Source organism: Microvirga arabica (assembly GCF_016811235.1).
GTDB lineage: Bacteria > Pseudomonadota > Alphaproteobacteria > Rhizobiales > Beijerinckiaceae > Microvirga > Microvirga arabica.
The window spans coordinates 61201-80396 of the sequence record NZ_JAFBID010000007.1 but is presented as its reverse complement, the minus strand read 5'-3'; the positions used below and the strand labels follow the sequence as shown (position 1 = coordinate 80396).

Sequence of the window (19196 nt, the reverse complement as noted above, 5' to 3'; positions counted from 1 at the left end):
CTTGAGGGCCGATGTGAAGGCCTGCAACGCCTGAAATTTTTTCTGGATTTGGGAACTCTGATCCCTTGAAAAGCGTTACGCAGGGTCGAATTCCATCCGAAGACGAACAAAGTAGCTTTTGGGACGTCGGCATATGGGGTCCAGGCGCGAGTAGGCCTGGAACAGCGTAACAGGGGGCCTTATGTCACAAGTCGAAACCGCCATTTCGCAGCTTGATCCCAAGCTGCTGCTCAAAACGCTGCGCGCGTTCCGGAGAGGCGACTTCTCCGTCCGCCTGCCTTCGGATCTGACCGGCATCGATGGCGAGATCGCTGAAGCCTTCAACGATATCGCCGACCTGAACAAGGGGCTCGCCCAGGAACTGGACCGGGTGGCCAAGGTCGTTGGCAAGGAAGGGCGGATCGGCGAGCGAGGGCGTCTTTCGGCTGCAACGGGCTGCTGGAGCGAATGTGTCGACTCGGTCAACTCCATGATCGGCGATCTCGTCCAGCCGACGACCGAGGTGGCCCGCGTGATCGGCGCAGTGGCCAAAGGCGATCTCAGCCAGAGCATGCAGCTCGAGATCGAGGGGCGCCCCCTGCGCGGCGAGTTCCTGCGCATCGGCAAGGTGGTCAACACCATGGTGGGCCAGCTGAGCTCCTTCGCCTCCGAGGTGACCCGCGTGGCGAAAGAGGTGGGAACGGAGGGCAAGCTCGGCGGACAGGCGCAGGTGAAGGGTGTGGCAGGCACCTGGAAAGACCTCACCGACAACGTGAACATGATGGCGGCCAACCTTACCGGTCAGGTGCGTAACATTGCCGAGGTCACCACCGCGGTGGCGAACGGCAACCTGTCGAAGAAGATCACCGTCGACGTAAAAGGTGAGATGCTGGAGCTGAAGAACACCATCAACACCATGGTGGACCAGCTCAACTCGTTTGCGTCGGAAGTGACCCGCGTGGCGAAAGAGGTGGGAACGGAGGGCAAGCTCGGCGGACAGGCGCAGGTGAAGGGTGTGGCAGGCACCTGGAAAGACCTGACCGACAACGTGAACATGATGGCGGCGAACTTGACCGGCCAGGTGCGCGGCATCGCCGAGGTCGTGACCGCCGTCGCCGTCGGCAATCTTACGCGCAAGCTGACCGTGGACGCCAAAGGCGAGATCGCCGCTCTGGCGGATACCATCAACGGCATGATCGATACCTTGGCCACCTTCGCCGATCAGGTGACGAACGTGGCGCGCGAAGTGGGTATCGAAGGCAAGCTCGGTGGACAGGCTCTCGTGCCCGGCGCCGCCGGCCTGTGGCGCGATCTCACCGACAATGTGAACATGATGGCGGCCAACCTTACCGGTCAGGTGCGTAACATCGCAGACGTGACGACCGCAGTGGCGAACGGCGATCTGTCGAAGAAGATCACGGTCGACGTCAAGGGCGAGATGCTGGAGCTGAAGAACACCATCAACACCATGGTGGACCAGCTGAACTCCTTCGCATCCGAGGTGACCCGCGTGGCCCGCGAAGTGGGCACCGAGGGTAAGCTCGGAGGCCAAGCCCAAGTCCGCGGTGTCGGCGGCACCTGGAAGGACCTCACCGACAACGTGAACATGATGGCGGCCAACCTCACCGGTCAGGTGCGTAACATCGCGGATGTGACCACCGCGGTGGCGAATGGCGACCTGTCGAAGAAGATCACGGTCGACGTGCGCGGCGAGCTCTTGGAGCTGAAGAACACCATCAACACCATGGTGGATCAGCTGAACTCGTTTGCCTCCGAGGTGACCCGCGTGGCGAAGGAAGTGGGCACGGAGGGCAAGCTCGGCGGCCAGGCGCGCGTGGAAGGCGTCGGCGGCGTCTGGAAGGGCTTGACCGACAACGTGAACATGATGGCGGCCAACCTCACCGGTCAGGTGCGTAACATCGCGGATGTGACCACCGCGGTGGCGAATGGCGACCTGTCGAAGAAGATCACGGTCGACGTGCGCGGCGAGCTCTTGGAGCTGAAGAACACCATCAACACCATGGTGGATCAGCTGAACTCCTTCGCCTCCGAGGTGACGCGCGTGGCGAAGGAGGTGGGCTCCGAAGGCAAGCTCGGCGGACAGGCCCAGGTGAAGGGCGTCGGCGGCGTCTGGAAGGGGCTCACCGACAACGTGAACCTCATGGCGGCGAACCTCACCGGTCAGGTGCGCGGCATCGCCGAGGTCGTGACCGCCGTTGCGACGGGCGACCTGTCGAAGAAGATCACCGTCGTGGTCGAAGGCGAGATGCTCGAGCTGAAATCGACCATCAACACCATGGTGGATCAGCTGAACTCCTTCGCCTCCGAGGTGACGCGCGTGGCGCGCGAAGTGGGATCTGAAGGTAAACTCGGCGGTCAGGCACAAGTGAAGGGCGTGGCCGGGACCTGGAAGGACCTCACCGACAACGTGAACATGATGGCGGCCAACCTTACCGGTCAGGTGCGTAACATCGCAGACGTGACGACCGCAGTGGCGAACGGCGATCTGTCGAAGAAGATCACGGTCGACGTCAAGGGCGAGATGCTGGAGCTGAAGAACACCATCAACACCATGGTGGACCAGCTGAACTCCTTCGCATCCGAGGTGACCCGCGTGGCCCGCGAAGTGGGCACCGAGGGTAAGCTCGGAGGCCAAGCCCAAGTCCGCGGTGTCGGCGGCACCTGGAAGGACCTCACCGACAACGTGAACATGATGGCGGCCAACCTCACCGGTCAGGTGCGTAACATCGCGGATGTGACCACCGCGGTGGCGAACGGCAACCTGTCGAAGAAGATCACGGTCGACGTCAAGGGCGAGATGCTGGAGCTGAAGAACACCATCAACACCATGGTGGACCAGCTGAACTCCTTCGCATCCGAGGTGACCCGCGTGGCGAAAGAGGTGGGCACGGAGGGCAAGCTCGGCGGCCAGGCGCGCGTGGAAGGTGTATCAGGCCTGTGGCGCGATCTCACGGATAACGTGAACCAGCTTGCCGCCAACCTGACAAACCAGGTGCGAGCCATCGCGGAAGTGGCCACGGCAGTGACGCGCGGCGACTTGACCCGGTCGATCACCGCGGAAGCCCTCGGCGAGCTTGCGGCGCTGAAGGACAACATCAACGAGATGATCCGCAACTTGCGCGACACGACGCTCAAGAATGCGGAGCAGGATTGGCTGAAGACTAACCTCGCCAAGTTCACCCGCATGCTGCAGGGCGAGCGCGATCTCGCCACCGTCTCCAACATGATTCTGTCAGAGATTGCGCCGCTGGTGAATGCGCAGCAGGGCGTCTTCTACACGGTCGAGAACCGTGGCGATGAGCCTACCCTGGAACTCGTTGCTTCCTACGCCTTCACGGAGAGGAAGCATCTTGGAAACCGCTTCCGCCTGCGGGAGGGTCTCGTCGGGCAGGTGGCCTACGAGAAGAAACGCATTCTTCTCACCAACGCACCGAATGATTACATCAAGATTGGTTCGGCGCTTGGCGAGGCCGCGCCGCTCAACATCATCGTCCTGCCGGTTCTGTTCGAGCAGGAAGTGAAGGCGGTGATCGAGCTGGCCTCGTTCAACCGCTTCTCCGAAACACACCAGTCCTTCCTCGACCAGCTGACGGAGTCGATCGGCATCGTTCTCAACACGATCGCGGCCAACATGCGCACGGAGGGTCTCCTGAAGCAATCGCAGCTTCTGACCACAGAGCTGCAGAGCCAGCAGGAGGAGTTGCGGAACACCAACGACCGTCTGGAACAGCAGGCGGCCACGCTACGCCAGTCCGAGGAGCTTCTGCGGCAGCAGCAGGAAGTGCTCCAGAAGACCAACGAGGAGCTTGAGGACAAGGCGCGCCTTCTTGAGATCCAGAAGCGGGAAGTTGAGACGAAGAACCAGGAAGTCTCCATCGCCAAGACTGCGCTCGAGGAGAAGGCCGAGCAGCTCTCCCTGACCTCGCGCTACAAGTCGCAGTTCCTGGCCAATATGAGCCATGAGCTGAGGACGCCTCTCAACTCGCTTCTGATCCTGTCGAAACTGCTGACCGAGAACTCCGAAGGCAACATGACGGACAAGCAGAAGGAGTTTGCGAAAACGATCCACGCTGCCGGCTCCGATCTCCTGTCGCTCATCAACGACATTCTCGATCTGTCCAAGATCGAGTCCGGGACGGTCAGTCTTGAGGTCTCCAACGTCGCGTTCAGGGATCTCGTGGACAATATGAACCGGACCTTCCGCCAGGTTGCGGAAGAGAGAAAACTCGATTTCCACGTTGATGTCGATCCGAAGCTTCCGCTTGCCATTAGAACGGACTCGAAGCGCCTGCAGCAGGTGCTGCGAAACCTGCTGTCCAATGCCTTCAAGTTCACGGAGCGCGGAGGTGTGACGCTTCAGATCGGGTCCGCCGAAGGCTCGCCATTGCGGGCCGGAAGCCAGTGGGTCGCCATGTCCGTCACGGATACCGGCATCGGCATTCCGGAGGACAAGCAGCGGATCATCTTCGAAGCCTTCCAGCAGGCGGACGGGACAACGAGCCGCAAGTATGGTGGAACCGGTCTTGGCCTGTCGATCAGCCGCGAGATCGCGCGGCTCCTCGGGGGTGAGATCGTGGTGTCGAGCACCCCAGGAACCGGATCTACCTTCACGCTCTTTGTTCCCGTGGAGCCTCCCTCAAGCCATGGAGCGCTCGGCACGGCATCCGCAGCGCGATCGAGCGGCGACGGAACCGGGTCCTACACGCCTTCCGAGGATGCACCCGGACAGATGATCCGGCAGCCCTCTGCAGCGATGGCGCTCTCCGCATCCCTCGACGATCGTCACGCGATCACGGTGGGTGACCGCATCGTGCTCATTATTGAGGATGATGCGATGTTTGCGTCGGTGCTGCTGGAACTCGCGCGCGAGGAGGGCTTCAAGGGCCTCATCGCCATGGACGGGGCTTCGGCCCTTGCCTTGGCTCATCGCTACAAGCCGCATGCGATCACCCTCGATATCGGCTTGCCCGACATGGATGGATGGGCGCTCTTGGATCTCCTGAAGCACGATCCGAGGACGAGACACGTTCCGATCCATGTGATCTCGGTCGACGACCAGAAAAAGCGCGGCCTCAAGGCCGGCGCCTTCGGCTTCCTCGAGAAGCCTGTTGACCGCGAGGCTCTCATGGGTGCGCTCAACCGCACGAAGGAGTTCATCGATCGGCCTGTGAAGAAGCTTCTCCTCGTCGAGGACGATGACAATCAGCGCATGAGCTTGTCCGAGCTCATGAAGAGCGAACAGGTCGACGTCACCGCAGTGGGAACGGCCGAAGGTGCCCTGGAGGTCATCCAGGTACGACCCTTCGATTGTGCCATCGTGGACCTCGGCCTGCCGGACCTGCCCGGTGCCGAGCTGATCGAGCGTATTCGCAAGACGCAGGGTGGTGAGGAACTGCCGATCGTCATCTACACCGGCCAGGATCTGACCAGGGAGGAAGAGCGTCGTCTGCAGAACATCGCCGCGACGATCATTGTCAAAGGCGAGGGCTCGTCCGAGCAGCTTCTCAACGACACGGCGTTGTTCCTCCACAGGGCGATCAGCGCCATCCCGGAGGATAAGCACATCATCGTTGAGCATCGCGCCGATGGATCGCTCGATGGCCGCAAGGTGCTCATCATCGATGACGACATGCGCAACATCTTCTCGCTGACGAGCGCGCTCGAGCAGCATGGGCTGTCCGTCATCTTTGCGGAGAACGGCCTGGAAGGCATAGAGAAGCTTCAGGCCAACCCGGATATCGATGTTGCCCTGGTCGACATCATGATGCCGGAAATGGACGGCTATGAGACTATGAGAGAGATCCGGAACATCCCTCAGTACCGCGATCTGCCGCTTGTTGCCGTGACCGCCAAGGCGATGAAGGGCGACCGAGAAAAATGTCTCGAAGCGGGTGCGACGGATTATGTGTCGAAACCTGTGGATATCGATCAGCTTCTTGCCGTCCTGCGCGTTCAACTGAGCCGGAGCACCTATATCCCTGAAGGGAAGACTGCTCCCAATGGCGCGGCAGGGGTCGGGTTGAACTCATGATCGAAGACGCTGGGCAGGTGGATGCGGGCCTGGGGGCGGATGAGTTTCATCTGGTCTCGGCCCGTCCCTTGGCGGATCCCATCCTGGCCAAGATCCTGGTGGTCGATGACGACCCTCGGAATCTGATCGCCGTCGAAGAGGTATTGCGATCTCCCGGTGTGGAGATCGTCACCGCCGACTCGGGCGAGTCCGCCTTGCGTCGTGTTCTCCAGGACGATTTTGCGGCCATCCTTCTCGATGTGCAGATGCCCCGCATGGACGGCTATGAGGTTGCCAGCCTCATCCGGAACAGGCCCCGCTCGTCGCGGGTGCCGATCCTGTTCCTGACCGCGTTTAACAAAGACGACATGCATGTCTTCAAAGGTTACTCCGCGGGTGCGGTTGACTACGTTTTCAAGCCCATCGAGCCCCTGATCCTGAAGTCGAAGGTAGATATCTTCGTCGACCTGTACCGTAAGACGGAGGAGATCCGTCGTCAGGCAGAGCAGGAGCGGCATCTGCTTATGGACAACCTGCGGGTCCGCAGCGAGAAGCTGAAGGCCGAGCAGGCCCTGCGGCGGCGCGAGGAGCATCAGGCCATCGTTCTGCAGTCGCTGCCGATTGCGCTCTATACGGCTTCCGTCCAGGAGGACCACCGGCAGCTTCACTTCACCAACGAGAGCATCGAGCGGATCACCGGCTTTCGGCCAGGAGCCTTCCTCGAACGCTCGGATTTCTGGTCTTCCCGGATCAGCGACGAGGACCGGGACCGGGTTTTGAACGAGCTCAAGCAGTTGGAGGAACAAGGGGCCGTCAGTCTCGAATATCGCTGGTTGTGTGCAGATGGCGTCGAGCGATATTTCCTCGACCAGACGGTTCTCATGCGGGATGACGAAGGTCGTCCCCGCGAGTTCTTCGGAATGTGGTTCGACATCACTGAGCGTAAGCAAATGGAGCAGAACCTGCTTCATGCCAGCAAGCTTGAGGCCGTTGGTCGCCTCACAGGCGGCATCGCTCACGACTTCAACAACATGCTGAGCGTCGTCATCGGCAATCTCGACCTTCTCAGGAAAACCATCCAGGGCAACGAGAAGGCCGAGCGGCGGGTTCGAATGGCCATGGAGAGTGCTCAGCATTGTGCTGATCTCACCTACAGGCTTCTGACCTTCTCCCGTCGCCAGGCATTGCAGGTGTCGACGATCGACGTGATGAGCCTCATGCCGAGCCTCCTGGAACTCATGCGCAGGACGCTTGGTGAGAACATCAATGCCAGCGTTCAGGCAGGTGAAAACATCTGGCCAATTCAGGTCGACCGTGCCCAGTTCGAAGCGGCTCTGCTGAACCTTGCCGTGAACGCTCGCGACGCCATGCCGGACGGCGGCGACCTCACGATAACCCTTGCAAACCAAGCTATCGAAGAAGGAAAGCCTCTTCCCAGCGGCGATTATGTGGAGATCACTGTTCAGGACACCGGCATCGGAATGCCGCCTGAAGTGCTCGCAAAAGTGTTTGAGCCGTTTTTCACCACGAAGGAGAGCGGCAAAGGCACGGGTCTCGGCCTCAGCATGGTCTATGGTTTCGTTCAACAATGTCACGGCCGAGTCGAGGTGGAAAGTGCACAGAATGTCGGAACGACAATCCGCATCTTCCTCCCTCGGTCACACGAGAGTGCCAACGATACTCATCAACATCATTCAGGCGATGCCACGCCTTTCGGAGAGGGGCGAACCGTTTTGGTGGTCGAGGACAATCCTGCTGTCCGTCAGGTTGCTACGTCCACGCTTCGCTCGCTTGGCTTCACGGTGAATGAGGCCGAGAGCGGTGATGAGGCCGCTCGGGTCCTGAAGAAGAAAAGAGATATCTCTCTTGTGCTCTCCGATGTTCGGATGCCCGGCGAGCTCAGTGGCGTTGATCTTGCCCGCCTGATCCAACGGGAGCATCCGGAGATCCAAGTTCTCCTGACAACCGGCTACTTCGATAGCGAAGAGACGCTCAACGATCTCCATCTCCTCTACAAGCCCTATCGCGCAACGGATTTGGCCGAGAAGATCCAGGATTTGATGAAGCTGCCGGAGAACGTTGAGCTAGAGAAGACCGCTTCGCGACCGGAGGCCGCGGTAGCGTGACTTCTCAATTGCGCCTTTTCGAGATTGTTGGAAAGGGATGCACTTGGCGCTGAATCTCAGCTTGTAACCTGTTCACCGACCGAGATCCCACTGCGGCGTCAAAGACCGCTGAATCGTTCACGCTGTCGCGGTGAGTGTATCTCGATCACCTTGCCATGCCGTGTAGAAATCGCCGGTACGATCAAGGACAAACACTGTCGGGCAGTTGGAAACGGCCGACCAGCATGCCGACTCGACTGCGAATTTCAAAGCCTTGGCGCGGAAATAGAACGAACCCAAATCTCTCCCGAACTGTGAAACCGTCCAGCGGTTATGCTTGAACACAACGCAGTACGCTCCGTGGGCCATGAGGGTCCTCCCAAGTAGCTTGTCTGGCAAATCACAGGGCAGTTGCTAACCATCATGCAGAGAGAATGCAACCACCATTGGCCATTCGCTTAGAGTCAAAACCTTAATGGTGAGTTTCGGCTGATGACCGGCGCCAGGACTGGGAAGTAATTCCAAACTCCAAGGAGGGCTATCTATCGGCGATGTCTCAGAGCGAGGCGGTCACACCTCCATCAACATAGATGATCTGTCCGTTGACGAAATTAGAGGCGTCAGAGGCGAGGAAGATTGCGGCTCCCACGAGATCCTCCAGTTCGCCCCAACGTCGTGAGGGAGTGCGGCCGATCAGCCAATCGGAGAAAGCCTTATCCTCCACGAGTGCCCGATTGAGTTCCGTCTTGAAGTAGCCCGGGCCAATGCCGTTGACCTGAAGCCCGTGCTTTCCCCAATCGATCGCCATGCCTTTGGTGAGCATCTTCACCGCCCCCTTCGTGGCCGAATAGGGCGCAATGGACGGGCGGCCGAGTTCGCTCTGAACTGAACAGATGTTGATGATCTTGCCCCGCCCGCGCGGGATCATCTGCTTCGCGACGGCCTGGCCGACGTAGAACACGCTGTCGACATTCGTTTTCATTAAGGCATGCCAGGCATCCTCCGGATAATCTTCGAGGGGAGCGCGAAACTGCATTCCGGCATTGTTGATCAGAATGTCGATGGAGCCGATCTCATTTTCAATCCGCTCAATGGCAGGCTTAACGGCGTTGCTGTCGGTGACATCGAAGGCTATCTCATGCACCGACAAACCTTCCTGACGAATCCGGTCGGCAGCGAGTGCAAGCTTTCCCGGCTCGCGCCCGTTGAGGACGACCTTTGCTCCGGCTCTTGCCAATCCTTGGCCCAGGGCGAAGCCGATCCCAGTGCTCGATCCTGTTACCAAGGCAATGCGCCCGGAAAGGTCGAAGAGACTTCCAACATTCATCGTCGAACGCCTTGGAACATTCGGCCGCGCTCAGAGCACGCGGCCAGGATTGAGGATACCGGCAGGATCGACGGTTTGCTTCATCTTGGCCATCAGGGCAAGTTCGGGTCCGGACCGGCTCAACGGAAGGTAAGGTCGCTTGATGCGCCCGATGCCGTGCTCGGCCGACACCGAACCGCCGAGGCGTGACACGAGATCATACACAAGTCCCTGGACACCCTTCTTGGTCTCGTCATTCATGTCTCGAATGGCAACATTGATATGGATGTTGCTGTCAGCGACATGGCCGAAGACAACCCAGATGGCTTCCGGCCAGCGCTTTGGCATCTCCTCGCGCAGATGCGTGACGGCCTCCGTCATCCGGTCAAGCGGAACGCTGACATCGAAGCGGATCTCCTCGGGCAGGAAGCGGCCGTATTCATATGGCGTTTCCCGGTAGGCCCAGAATCGGTTCCGGTCGGTGCGCGATTGTGCGACCAAAGCGTCCTTGATCAGTCCCTGCTCATAGAGCTCGCTCAGGACAAGAGAGAATGCTTCCGTTCCTGCCGGGTCCTCTCCCATATCTGCCTCGATCAGAAGCGTAATGTCATGCTCAGCTTGAAAGGCAGGCGGGAGGCCGCAGATTCGAGTGGCGACATTCATGAACTCACGCCACATGGCCTCGAACACGAGCAGGCGCCCGGGATGCGCCTGCTGGAACTGGCGCAACACGAGCAGGCCATCCTCGAAACTCTCGACAGCGCAGAGGGCTGTCTGGAGCCCTTGAGGCTTCGGGTGCAGCCCGATCACCACTCGCGTGATGACGCCGAGAGTCCCTTCGCTCCCGATGAACAGCTGCGTCCAATCATAGCCGGCATTGTTCTTCAGCATCTTGTTAAGGGATCGGATGACCGTCCCGTCCGCGAGGACGACTTCCAGGCCAAGGATGTTGCGGCGAGCCATGCCGTAACGCAGCACCTGATTGCCGCCGGCATTGGTAGCGGCATTGCCGCCGATGGTGCAACTGCCCCGTGCGCCGAGATCGATCCCGCACAGATAACCGGCCTCATCGGCGGCCTGCTGTACGGCCGCAAGAGGCGTGCCGGCAAGAGCCGTGAGCGTCGCACTGGCTGCATCCATCTCTTCGATGCCTGTCATGCGCTCAAGGGAAAGGGCAATCTCTCCCGTCTGAGGATGTGCGCCGCCTGCCAGTCCTGTCAGGCCACCCTGGGTGACAAGGGGGTGGCTATGCTCGTGACAGATCCGCAGAGCCGTGGCGACATCCTCCGTCGTCTGCGGCAGGATCAAAGCTTTGGGAGGCGTGGGTGCAAGGCCGCTGGCATCGGCGTGGTTGCGCAAAGGGATGTCGGATCCTGTCTTGACCTGAGATCCAAGGGCGGCTTTCAAGGCATCAATCACGTCGCTCATGGCATTCCATGTCTTCAAATGGTCTTTCGAGGGTTGACTATGAGTTCTCGGATATTCTGACGATTGCATCCGGCCGGCTGCAGAGGTCCGGCAGCAGTTCCAGCCCTAAGCCCGGCTTCATGTTAACCGTGACTTCTCCGTTGGAAACGACAGGCAGTTCCGTCACCAGCTCAGTGTACCAGCCGGTGTAGAACGCCCGGACGCTTTCCTGAATCAGCGCATTCCGCGCATGCAGGGAGAAGTGGCACGAGGCTGCGTAGACCACCGGCCCGGTGCAGTCATGGGGCGCAACCGGCGCATGCCACGCTTCGGCAAGCGCGGCGATCTTGCGGGCCTCGGTGAGACCGCCGCACCAGGACAGATCGAGCATGACGACGCCCGCGACGCCGGTTTCGAGATATTCCCGGAACGCATGCGTGTAGGAAAGGGTCTCGGATGCACAAACCCATGCCTTGGAGTGCCGGGCGTATTCCTTGAGATCGCCGATGTTGTCGAGGCGGAAAGGGTCTTCATGCCAGTAGGTGTCGAACTCGGTGAGAGCCGTGGCAAGCTTCTTGGCCATCGGCAGGCTCCACAGGGAGTGGAACTCGACCATGATGTCCATCTTGTCGCCGACGGCTTTCCGGATCTTGGCGAATGGCTCAAGGGCCGTCTTGAGTTCGGAAGGGGATATGTCATAGCCGTGGCTGCGCTCGGCCGCCATGTCGAACGGCCAGATCTTCATGCCGGTAATACCCTGCTCCAGCAGGGAGTGGGCCAGATCGTCAGCCGTGTGCAGGAACGCTTCCAGGTCCTCATAGGCCCCCTCGGCGCTGCCAACGCCCCAGTTCGCCACCTTCTGCGCCCGGCCGTCGCGGATATACCTGTAGCCTGCGCATGTGTTGTAGACCCGGATTCGATCCCGTGAGCGCCCGCCCAGCATGTCGCAGACAGGCTTGCCATGGGCCTTGCCGAAAAGATCCCACAGGGCAATGTCGACAGCGGAGTTGCCTCTTGTTTCAACCCCGGCCGATCTCCAGCCGAGATAGTTCTGAAGATCGCGGTTGATGGCCTCGATCTGGAGAGGATCGCGCCCGATCAGCTTGGCCGCGACGGTCTCATGAACGTAGGCTTCGACCGCAGCGGCGCCCATGAAGGTCTCGCCCAGGCCAACAAGGCCCTCATCGGTATGGAGGCGAACCCAGATGATGTTCGCGAATTCCTGCAGGCGGATTGTTTCGACGCTGGTGATCTTCATGGAGTTCTCGTCATGGCAACAGCCCATCTGGGCATGAAAGACCGCAGAGAACAACAGTTACAGTTGATGAGCCGGCTCCTGGGGAGCGAGGTGCGTATCCACCGAAATGAGCCTGTGTGGCGCTAGTCATAAGTATAATTCGCAACAATAGAACACTTCCTTCAAGCCGGCATTTGCTCCAGCATCAGATGATCCGATCATAGTCCCGTGCCGAATTGACACTCTTCAAGGCTGGGCCTTAGATCAGCGAAACTTTGCTTCTGAGCGACCTTGAACAGTGGCCGGAGGCGAACAGAATCATGTGGGCAGGAACGGGAGACAGGGAGCAACGGTGGACAGGGCTATATCCTTCTTCTTCAAGGGCCTGGAGGGGCTCTTAGTCTTCCTGCTCGCCGCCATGGTCGTCATGGTTTTCGGCAATGTCGTCCTGCGCTACCTCTTCGATACCGGCATCGACGTATCTGAAGAACTCTCCCGCTACTTCTTCGTCTGGCTGACATTCATCGGAGCCGTCGTCGTGGGGCGGCAGAACGCCCACTTGGGCGTGGAGACCCTGGTGTCCCGTCTGGGGGACCGGGGTCGCAAGCTCTGCATGGTTCTGTCGGACCTTTTCGTGATCGGATGCTGCGCCGTCTTCTTCTGGGGGACTTGGCAGCAGGCGGAGATCAACGCCACCAACTATGCTCCCATCACGGAGATATCGATGCTGTGGGTCTATGGTGTCGGCTTCTTCGCAAGCGTCGGTCTCGGCCTTATGGCAGCTCTTCGCATCCTGAGGGTTGTCACCGGGCGCCTGAGCGGTCCGGAGCTTCGGGCTTTCGCGGGAGACTACAGTGACGATGAAGCCCATACCCTGAAAGGGCACCTTGAGTGACGATCGTCGTATTCCTCACATCGCTTCTGGGCTCGATGGCCCTTGGAATGCCGATTGCCTTCGCGCTCATCGTCTGCGCTCTGGCGCTCATGCTCTGGCTCGGCAATTTCGACAGCCAGATCGTGGCGCAGAACATGATCATCGGAGCCGATAACTTTCAGCTTCTCGCCGTTCCGTTCTTCCTGCTGGCCGGGGAACTGATGAATGTCGGAGGGTTGTCGAAGCGGATCGTCAACTTCGCACTGGCTTGCCTGGGCCATGTTCATGGCGGGCTTGGCTATGTCGCCATCGTAGCGGCCCTCATCCTTGCAGCCCTGTCCGGGTCCGCTGCGGCGGATACGGCTGCCCTGGCGGCTATTCTCATCCCGATGATGCGCAACGCAGGGTATGATATTCCGCGGGCCGCGGGACTTATTGCAGCCGGCGGCATCATCGCTCCGGTGATTCCACCTTCCATCGGCTTCATTATCTTCGGCGTTGCCGCCAATGTCTCGATCTCGCAGTTGTTCCTGGCCGGCATCGTTCCCGGATTGATGATGGGTATATCTCTCGTCGTCGCATGGGCGATCGTCAGCAGAAGGGACAAGATGCAGACGTTCCCTCGCACCACGATGCGGGAACGGGGCAAGGCCTTTGTCGATGGTTTCTTTGCGCTCCTGATGCCGGTCATGATTCTGGGCGGAATCAAGTGGGGTATCGTCACGCCGACAGAAGCCGCGGTGTTGGCTGCCGTCTATGCGCTCGTGATCGGCATGTTCGTTTATCGCGAACTGAAGCCTTCGATGCTCTACGGAGTGTTCCTCACCGCAGCAAAGACAACGGCCGTGGTGATGTTCCTGGTGGCGGCTGCGTTGGTCTCCGCCTGGCTGATCACTCAGGCGAACATCCCGGGCGAGATCAGCGGGCTCATCCAGCCCCTGATGGATAACAAGACTCTGCTCATGTTCGCCCTGATGTTCCTTGTGGTCATCGTCGGAACGGCGCTGGACTTCTCTCCAACCGTTTTGATCCTGACGCCGGTCCTGATGCCGATCGTCAAGCAGGCAGGCATCGACCCGGTCTATTTCGGCGTCCTGTTCATCATCAACAATGCAATCGGACTGATCACTCCCCCGGTCGGAATCGTGCTCAACGTGGTGAGCGGCGTTGCCCGTGTTCCGATGGGAGCTGTGATGCGGGGCGTGAACCCGTTCCTGATGGCCCAATTATTCGTGCTGGTTCTGCTCATCCTTTTCCCAGAACTGGTAACAGTACCCCTGGCCTGGTTGCGGGGACGGTAAGTCGGTTGAAGTCAAACAAAGAGAGAGAGGAAGCAATCATGAAGGCATTCAAATTCACCCTTGCTGCAGGTGTTGCAGCCACCATCCTTGCGGCTGTTCCGGCCTATGCGCAGTTCACGGAGCGCAACATCCGTCTTTCCAACGGTGTGAACGAGGATCACCCCAATGGTAAGGGTGTCGAGAAGTTCAAGGCATGCTTGGCCGACAAGTCAGGCGGAAAGCTGAAGGTTCAGGGCTTCTGGGGCAATGCCCTGGGCGGCGATCTGCAGGCGACTCAGGCTCTTCGCTCCGGCACTCAGGAGATGGTCGTTACCTCGAGCTCGCCTCTCATCGGCATCCTGCCGGATCTCGGTGTGTTCGATCTGCCGTTCCTCTTCGCCAACGAGAAGGAAGCGGACGCGGTCCTCGACGGCAACTTCGGTAAGCAGATTGATGCAAAACTTGAATCCGTTGGCCTGGTCAATTTGGCCTATTGGGAGAACGGGTTCCGCAACCTGACCAACTCGCGCCGTCCGGTCGAAAAGTGGGAGGACTTCAAGGGCCTCAAGGTCCGCGTGATGCAGAACAATGTGTTCCTCGACACCTTCAAGACCCTGGGTGCCAATGCCGTCCCGATGGCTTTCGGCGAGGTGTTCACCGCTCTGGAAACGAAGGCGATCGACGGTCAGGAGAATCCCTTCGTGACCATTGACACGTCCAAGTTCTACGAGGTGCAAAAGTACCTGTCGGTCACCCGCCATGCCTATACGCCATTCCTCGTTCTCTATTCAAAGAAGCTGTGGGATGGATTGTCGAAGGACGAGCAGGCGGCATTGCGCGATTGTGCTGTCACGGCTCGGGATGAGCAGCGCAAGGTCTCCCGCGAGCTGTCCCAAGCCTCGCTCAACAAGATCAAGGGTGAGGGTACAATCGTCAACGAGTTGAATGCACAGGAAGCCGATCGCATGCGTGAGCAGGCGAAGAGCGTCTGGGAGAAGCATGCTGCAACCATCGGGCCGGAGACCGTGAAGATGATGCAGGACGAGTTGACGAAGGTCCGAGGGAAGTAATCTCTCGGTCTTGGAAAGCGTGGCGCCGCTCGGGAGTGGCGCCATGCACGTTTTTCCATTCGAGTTTGAAGTTTTTGATAGCCCGCTGAGACTTTCCTGAAGAAGGGATTTCGACCGATGCAGATCCTTATTCTCGGAGCCGCCGGAATGGTCGGCCGCAAGCTCGTCGAGCGGCTGATCAAGGAGCGGCACCTCGGCGGACAGGAGATCTCTCGTCTCGTTCTGCATGATGTGGTCGAGCCAGAGCGCCCTGAGGCGCCATTTGCAATCGACCCGCTGACATCCGACTTCTCCGTTCCAGGAGAGGCGGAGCGCTTGGTGGCAGCTCGTCCGGACGTCATCTTCCACTTGGCCGCGATCGTTTCCGGCGAAGCCGAGGCCGACTTGAACAAGGGCTATCGGATCAATCTGGACGGCACCCGGTTCCTCTTCGATGCCATTCGTCAGATCGGAAACGGGTATCGGCCACGGCTGGTGTTTACCTCCTCCATCGCCGTGTTTGGAGCGCCTTTTCCGGATGCGATCGGCGATGAGTTCTTCCTGACACCCCTCACGAGCTACGGCACGCAAAAAGCCATCGGCGAATTGCTGCTGGCCGATTATTCGAGGCGCGGCTTCTTCGACGGGATTGGGATCCGGCTGCCGACCATCTGCGTGCGTCCCGGCAAGCCCAACAAGGCCGCTTCAGGGTTCTTCTCAGGCATCATCCGCGAGCCGCTGAACGGGCAGGAGGCTGTCCTGCCGGTGCCTTTGGATGTGCGCCATTCCCATGCCTCGCCGCGGTCGGCCGTGAATTTCCTCGTCCATGCCGCAACCCTCGACCTTTCTCTGGTCGGGCCTCGCCGCAATCTGACCATGCCGAGCGTGTCGGTGACGGTTGCGGAGCAGATTGATGCTCTCAGCCGGATCGCCGGCGAACGCTGCGTCGCCCGGATCCGGCACGAGATTGACCCTAACATCGTGCGCTTTGTCGAGGGCTGGCCCAAGCGCTTCGATGCCCGCAGGGCCGAGAGTTTGGGGTTCCAGGCAGAGAAAAGTTTCGAAGAAATCATCTCGATTTACATCGAGGACGAACTTGGAGGCGTTCTCCCGGATCAGTAGCACTCCAGACCGACGTCTTTGCAGGTCATGCTATCGATGAGGGCGCTCTGGAAAGAAACGCTGTCTGAGAAGAACCCATTTTCGAATGCCCCAGATCGTAAACCGACCGACGGGCTTTCGGAGGAAGGGGAAGTCGTAGGCCATCAGCAGCAGGCCCAGCGGCAGCATCCATAGTCCGAAGAACGGCAGGATCGAAAAGATCCCGCCGAGGACGAAGAGCATGCCGACGGGCAACCTGATCCACTTGGCCGCTGGATGGCGAAGGTTTCGGAGAACCCGCGCGACTTTGCCCGGCACCTCATGTTCCAGGTTCTTGAACGCCTGTCTCAGAACAGCTCTGCCGCTAATGGCTCTCATGACTCCTGAACTGCTCATTCACGAAGAGAGTTCCACGACTCTTGAGAAGTCCTACTTCAATTGCCATAGTGGAAGCCGGACTTGAGCAATGGAAAAGCTTGCTGCGAGAAGTCGATGCTGGCTGTGACGCTGAGGATACGAAGTCTAGGGGAGTTGGCGATCATAGAACCGGCTTCTTAAGCATGAATTCCCAAAAGCGCAGCAGCGACGGCGCGTCTTCCCTTCTCGCGGACCATCGAGGATCTCAGGTCCCGGTCTTTCTGATCGAGGCGGTGAAGATAGGGGTCGAATTCAAGCGGAAGTGCAGGGTCGCCCAGGAAGCGCGGCTTGTCGCCACGTTCATAATACTCTGCTCTCAAAAGCCGCCCCAGATGATCCTGGATACCGGCCGGAAGCGACGGAGTGTTGCTGCGGTACCGCCGTGCGGATCTATCTGCTTTGAGGGAACGAAGATATTCTGTTGCCTTGGTGATCATGTTGTAGCCCCACAGATACGTGAACCAACGCGGCATGCTGACCTTGGTTTCAGATCGGACAGCGGAAGCCGTGAAGCTGGGCCTCAGGTTTTCTCTCGAGTTAAGTATGTCAGTGGGCTGGCAAGCCTCAATCAAGCTTAGATAGCTAATCTCCTCCATATATTTGGAGTGAATGCCTTGCACAACGATATAGCGATTGCAGAACGGCTCACATTTATCGGCATCGATGAAAGTGTTCGCCAGGAGCTACGTTCTGTCTGGCAGGATGTTCACCTTGTTCTGCCTGAGATCCTCTCGCGGTTTTACGACCACATGCACCGGCAGCCGCATCTGTCCAAGCTGATTGGCACGCAGCAATCGCGTCTTGTGTCGGCTCAACTGCAACATTGGGGGCGTCTTTTCAGCGGCAGCTTCGATGCAGCTTATCTTGAGGGCATTCACCGTATCGGCCTCATCCACAATAAGATCGGCCTTGAGCCTCGGTGGTACATCGGAGGCTATGCATTTGTCCTGAACGAACTGGTCGCCGCTCTTGCGAAGAAGCATCGCTTCAACGGGTCACTGCTGGCTCGTAAGCTCGCGGTCGTGAACCGCGCCGTCATGCTGGACATGGATTTCGCGATTTCCGTGTACCAGGATGCTTTCGTTCAGGAACGGCAGAAGAAAGGCGAGATGCTGGCGCAGGCCGTTGCCACCTTCTCCAGTGCCGTCCAGGAAAGCCTGCAGATTTCAGGTCAGGCGAGCGGAGCCCTTTCTGAAAGTGCAGCGGCTCTCGACGCTGCGACGGCCGATGCAAGCAGCCTTGCAACGCAAGTGACGGGTGCCGCAGAGCAGACAGCGTCCAATATGCAGTCCGGTGCCGCGGCCACGGAACAGCTCGCTTCGTCCGTTCGTGAGATCGGGCAGCAGGCCAGTCGGTCCGCCGATGTCGCCCGGCATGCATTGCAGAGCTCTCGGCGGACGAAGGACACGGTCAATGGGCTAGCCGAGCAGGCAAGGGAGATCGGAGACGTTGTCGATCTGATCGAGAGAATTGCCGCTCAAACCAACCTGCTTGCCCTGAATGCCACCATTGAGGCCGCACGAGCGGGAGAGATGGGCAAAGGATTTGCCGTGGTGGCCCAGGAGGTCAAAACCCTGGCGAACCAGACTGCCAAGGCCACGACTGAGATCGGCTCCCGCATCGGCGCCATTCAGGAAGCAACCCGGCAAAGCGTCTCCGACATCGACGACATCGGGCGCATCATGGATGACCTGAGCGGCATAGCCACGGCAATCGCGGCCGCGGTGGAGGAGCAGGCCGCCGTCACGTCGGAGATTGCCGTGAACGTCAACCAGACGACCGATCATACCCATGCGGTGGTGCGCAGCATCGAGGCCCTGTCAGGGTCGACTGCTTCCGCCGCTTCGGCGGCTTACCAGGTGTCGAATGCCAAGCAGACCCTTGATCAGCAATTGCAGCGGTTGAAGCAGGATATCGATCACTTCCTTGCAAAGGCTCAGGCCGCATAGGCGCGTCGAGAGAGGTTGCATTTCTGCCTCCTTCGAAGCCTTGAGGTCGTGTCTTTTTTGATACAGACACGCCGCCGCAAATCAGACACCTTGTGGTTGACGCAGCGGCATCGTTCCGCATGCCGTGAGAGACACAACAGTTTCTCCGTGGGGGCACAGGTGGATCAGGTGGATCTTGAGGTCGAGCATATTGCCCGAGCGTTTTTTGCCGCTTGGCATGGCACGGAGGCTTGGGAGAATGCTTCCCGGAGCCTGAAGCACGAGTTTCGCCTCTATGCTAGGCAGGCCATCAGCATGCTGGAAAAGCGCCAGGAGCAGGTGCAACGGGTCGAGCTTGATGCATCTCCGATCAGAATCCTGGAAATCGCCTAGGGCGGCTCCGATCCTCTCATTGGGATAGGATCGAACCTCTCTCATCGGGATCTCAGCGGGGTTCTGCCTCCGGCTCAACCGATGCTGCA

14 protein-coding genes are annotated in these 19196 nt (G+C 59.4%); 8 read left to right on the top strand and 6 right to left on the bottom strand.

Annotated features, from left to right (window positions below):
* The first annotated feature begins 181 nt into the window (after window positions 1–181).
* Both JQC81_RS05690 and JQC81_RS05685 read left to right on the top strand, forming a co-directional pair.
* Window positions 182–6031, top strand: coding sequence for a HAMP domain-containing protein (locus JQC81_RS05690; RefSeq protein ID WP_203270851.1), 5850 nt, complete (start codon window positions 182–184; stop codon window positions 6029–6031).
* Entirely contained in the window at window positions 6028–8136 is a 2109-nt protein-coding gene (locus tag JQC81_RS05685) for a PAS domain-containing hybrid sensor histidine kinase/response regulator (RefSeq protein ID WP_203270850.1), read from the top strand. Before JQC81_RS05690 ends, JQC81_RS05685 begins: the two co-directional genes overlap by 4 nt.
* 117 nt (window positions 8137–8253) lie before the next feature.
* Here the strand turns inward: JQC81_RS05685 and JQC81_RS05680 are convergent, their stop codons facing one another.
* From JQC81_RS05680 to JQC81_RS05665, 4 genes are all read right to left on the bottom strand, one after another.
* Window positions 8254–8484, bottom strand: a complete 231-nt coding sequence (locus tag JQC81_RS05680; protein WP_203270849.1) for a hypothetical protein — start codon at window positions 8482–8484, stop codon at window positions 8254–8256.
* A gap of 187 nt (window positions 8485–8671) precedes the next feature.
* A complete protein-coding gene (locus JQC81_RS05675) occupies window positions 8672–9442 on the bottom strand; it encodes an SDR family oxidoreductase (RefSeq protein WP_203270848.1) in 771 nt (256 codons plus the stop codon).
* 30 nt (window positions 9443–9472) lie between these two features.
* Window positions 9473–10849, bottom strand: a complete 1377-nt coding sequence (locus JQC81_RS05670) for an FAD-binding oxidoreductase (protein WP_203270847.1) — start codon at window positions 10847–10849, stop codon at window positions 9473–9475.
* Window positions 10850–10886: 37 nt separating this feature from the next.
* Window positions 10887–12086: a mandelate racemase/muconate lactonizing enzyme family protein gene (locus JQC81_RS05665; RefSeq protein ID WP_203270846.1), complete on the bottom strand. Its 1200-nt coding sequence runs from the start codon at window positions 12084–12086 to the stop codon at window positions 10887–10889.
* Window positions 12087–12417: 331 nt separating this feature from the next.
* Between JQC81_RS05665 and JQC81_RS05660 the strand changes: the two genes are divergently transcribed.
* From JQC81_RS05660 to denD, 4 genes are all read left to right on the top strand, one after another.
* Window positions 12418–12960, top strand: coding sequence for a TRAP transporter small permease (locus tag JQC81_RS05660; RefSeq protein WP_203270845.1), 543 nt, complete (start codon window positions 12418–12420; stop codon window positions 12958–12960).
* Entirely contained in the window at window positions 12957–14240 is a 1284-nt protein-coding gene (locus JQC81_RS05655; RefSeq protein WP_203270844.1) for a TRAP transporter large permease subunit, read from the top strand. The genes JQC81_RS05660 and JQC81_RS05655 overlap by 4 nt, the downstream gene beginning before the upstream one ends.
* 38 nt (window positions 14241–14278) lie before the next feature.
* A complete protein-coding gene (locus JQC81_RS05650; protein WP_203270843.1) occupies window positions 14279–15289 on the top strand; it encodes a TRAP transporter substrate-binding protein in 1011 nt (336 codons plus the stop codon).
* A 117-nt stretch (window positions 15290–15406) separates the two neighbouring features.
* A complete protein-coding gene (gene denD, locus JQC81_RS05645; protein ID WP_203270842.1) occupies window positions 15407–16390 on the top strand; it encodes a D-erythronate dehydrogenase in 984 nt (327 codons plus the stop codon).
* Window positions 16391–16420: 30 nt separating this feature from the next.
* Here the strand turns inward: denD and JQC81_RS05640 are convergent, their stop codons facing one another.
* Window positions 16421–16747 (bottom strand): hypothetical protein, encoded by a 327-nt coding sequence (locus JQC81_RS05640; protein WP_203270841.1) that lies wholly within the window; start codon window positions 16745–16747, stop codon window positions 16421–16423.
* 176 nt (window positions 16748–16923) lie between these two features.
* On the bottom strand, window positions 16924–17223 hold the full coding sequence (locus tag JQC81_RS05635; protein ID WP_203270840.1) for a hypothetical protein: 300 nt from the start codon (window positions 17221–17223) through the stop codon (window positions 16924–16926).
* Window positions 17224–17400: 177 nt separating this feature from the next.
* Here JQC81_RS05635 and JQC81_RS05630 point away from each other — a divergent pair, with 177 nt between their 5' ends.
* Window positions 17401–18735, top strand: coding sequence for a globin-coupled sensor protein (locus JQC81_RS05630; protein ID WP_203270839.1), 1335 nt, complete (start codon window positions 17401–17403; stop codon window positions 18733–18735).
* 159 nt (window positions 18736–18894) lie between these two features.
* Window positions 18895–19107, top strand: coding sequence for a hypothetical protein (locus tag JQC81_RS05625; protein ID WP_203270838.1), 213 nt, complete (start codon window positions 18895–18897; stop codon window positions 19105–19107).
* Window positions 19108–19196: the final 89 nt, after the last annotated feature.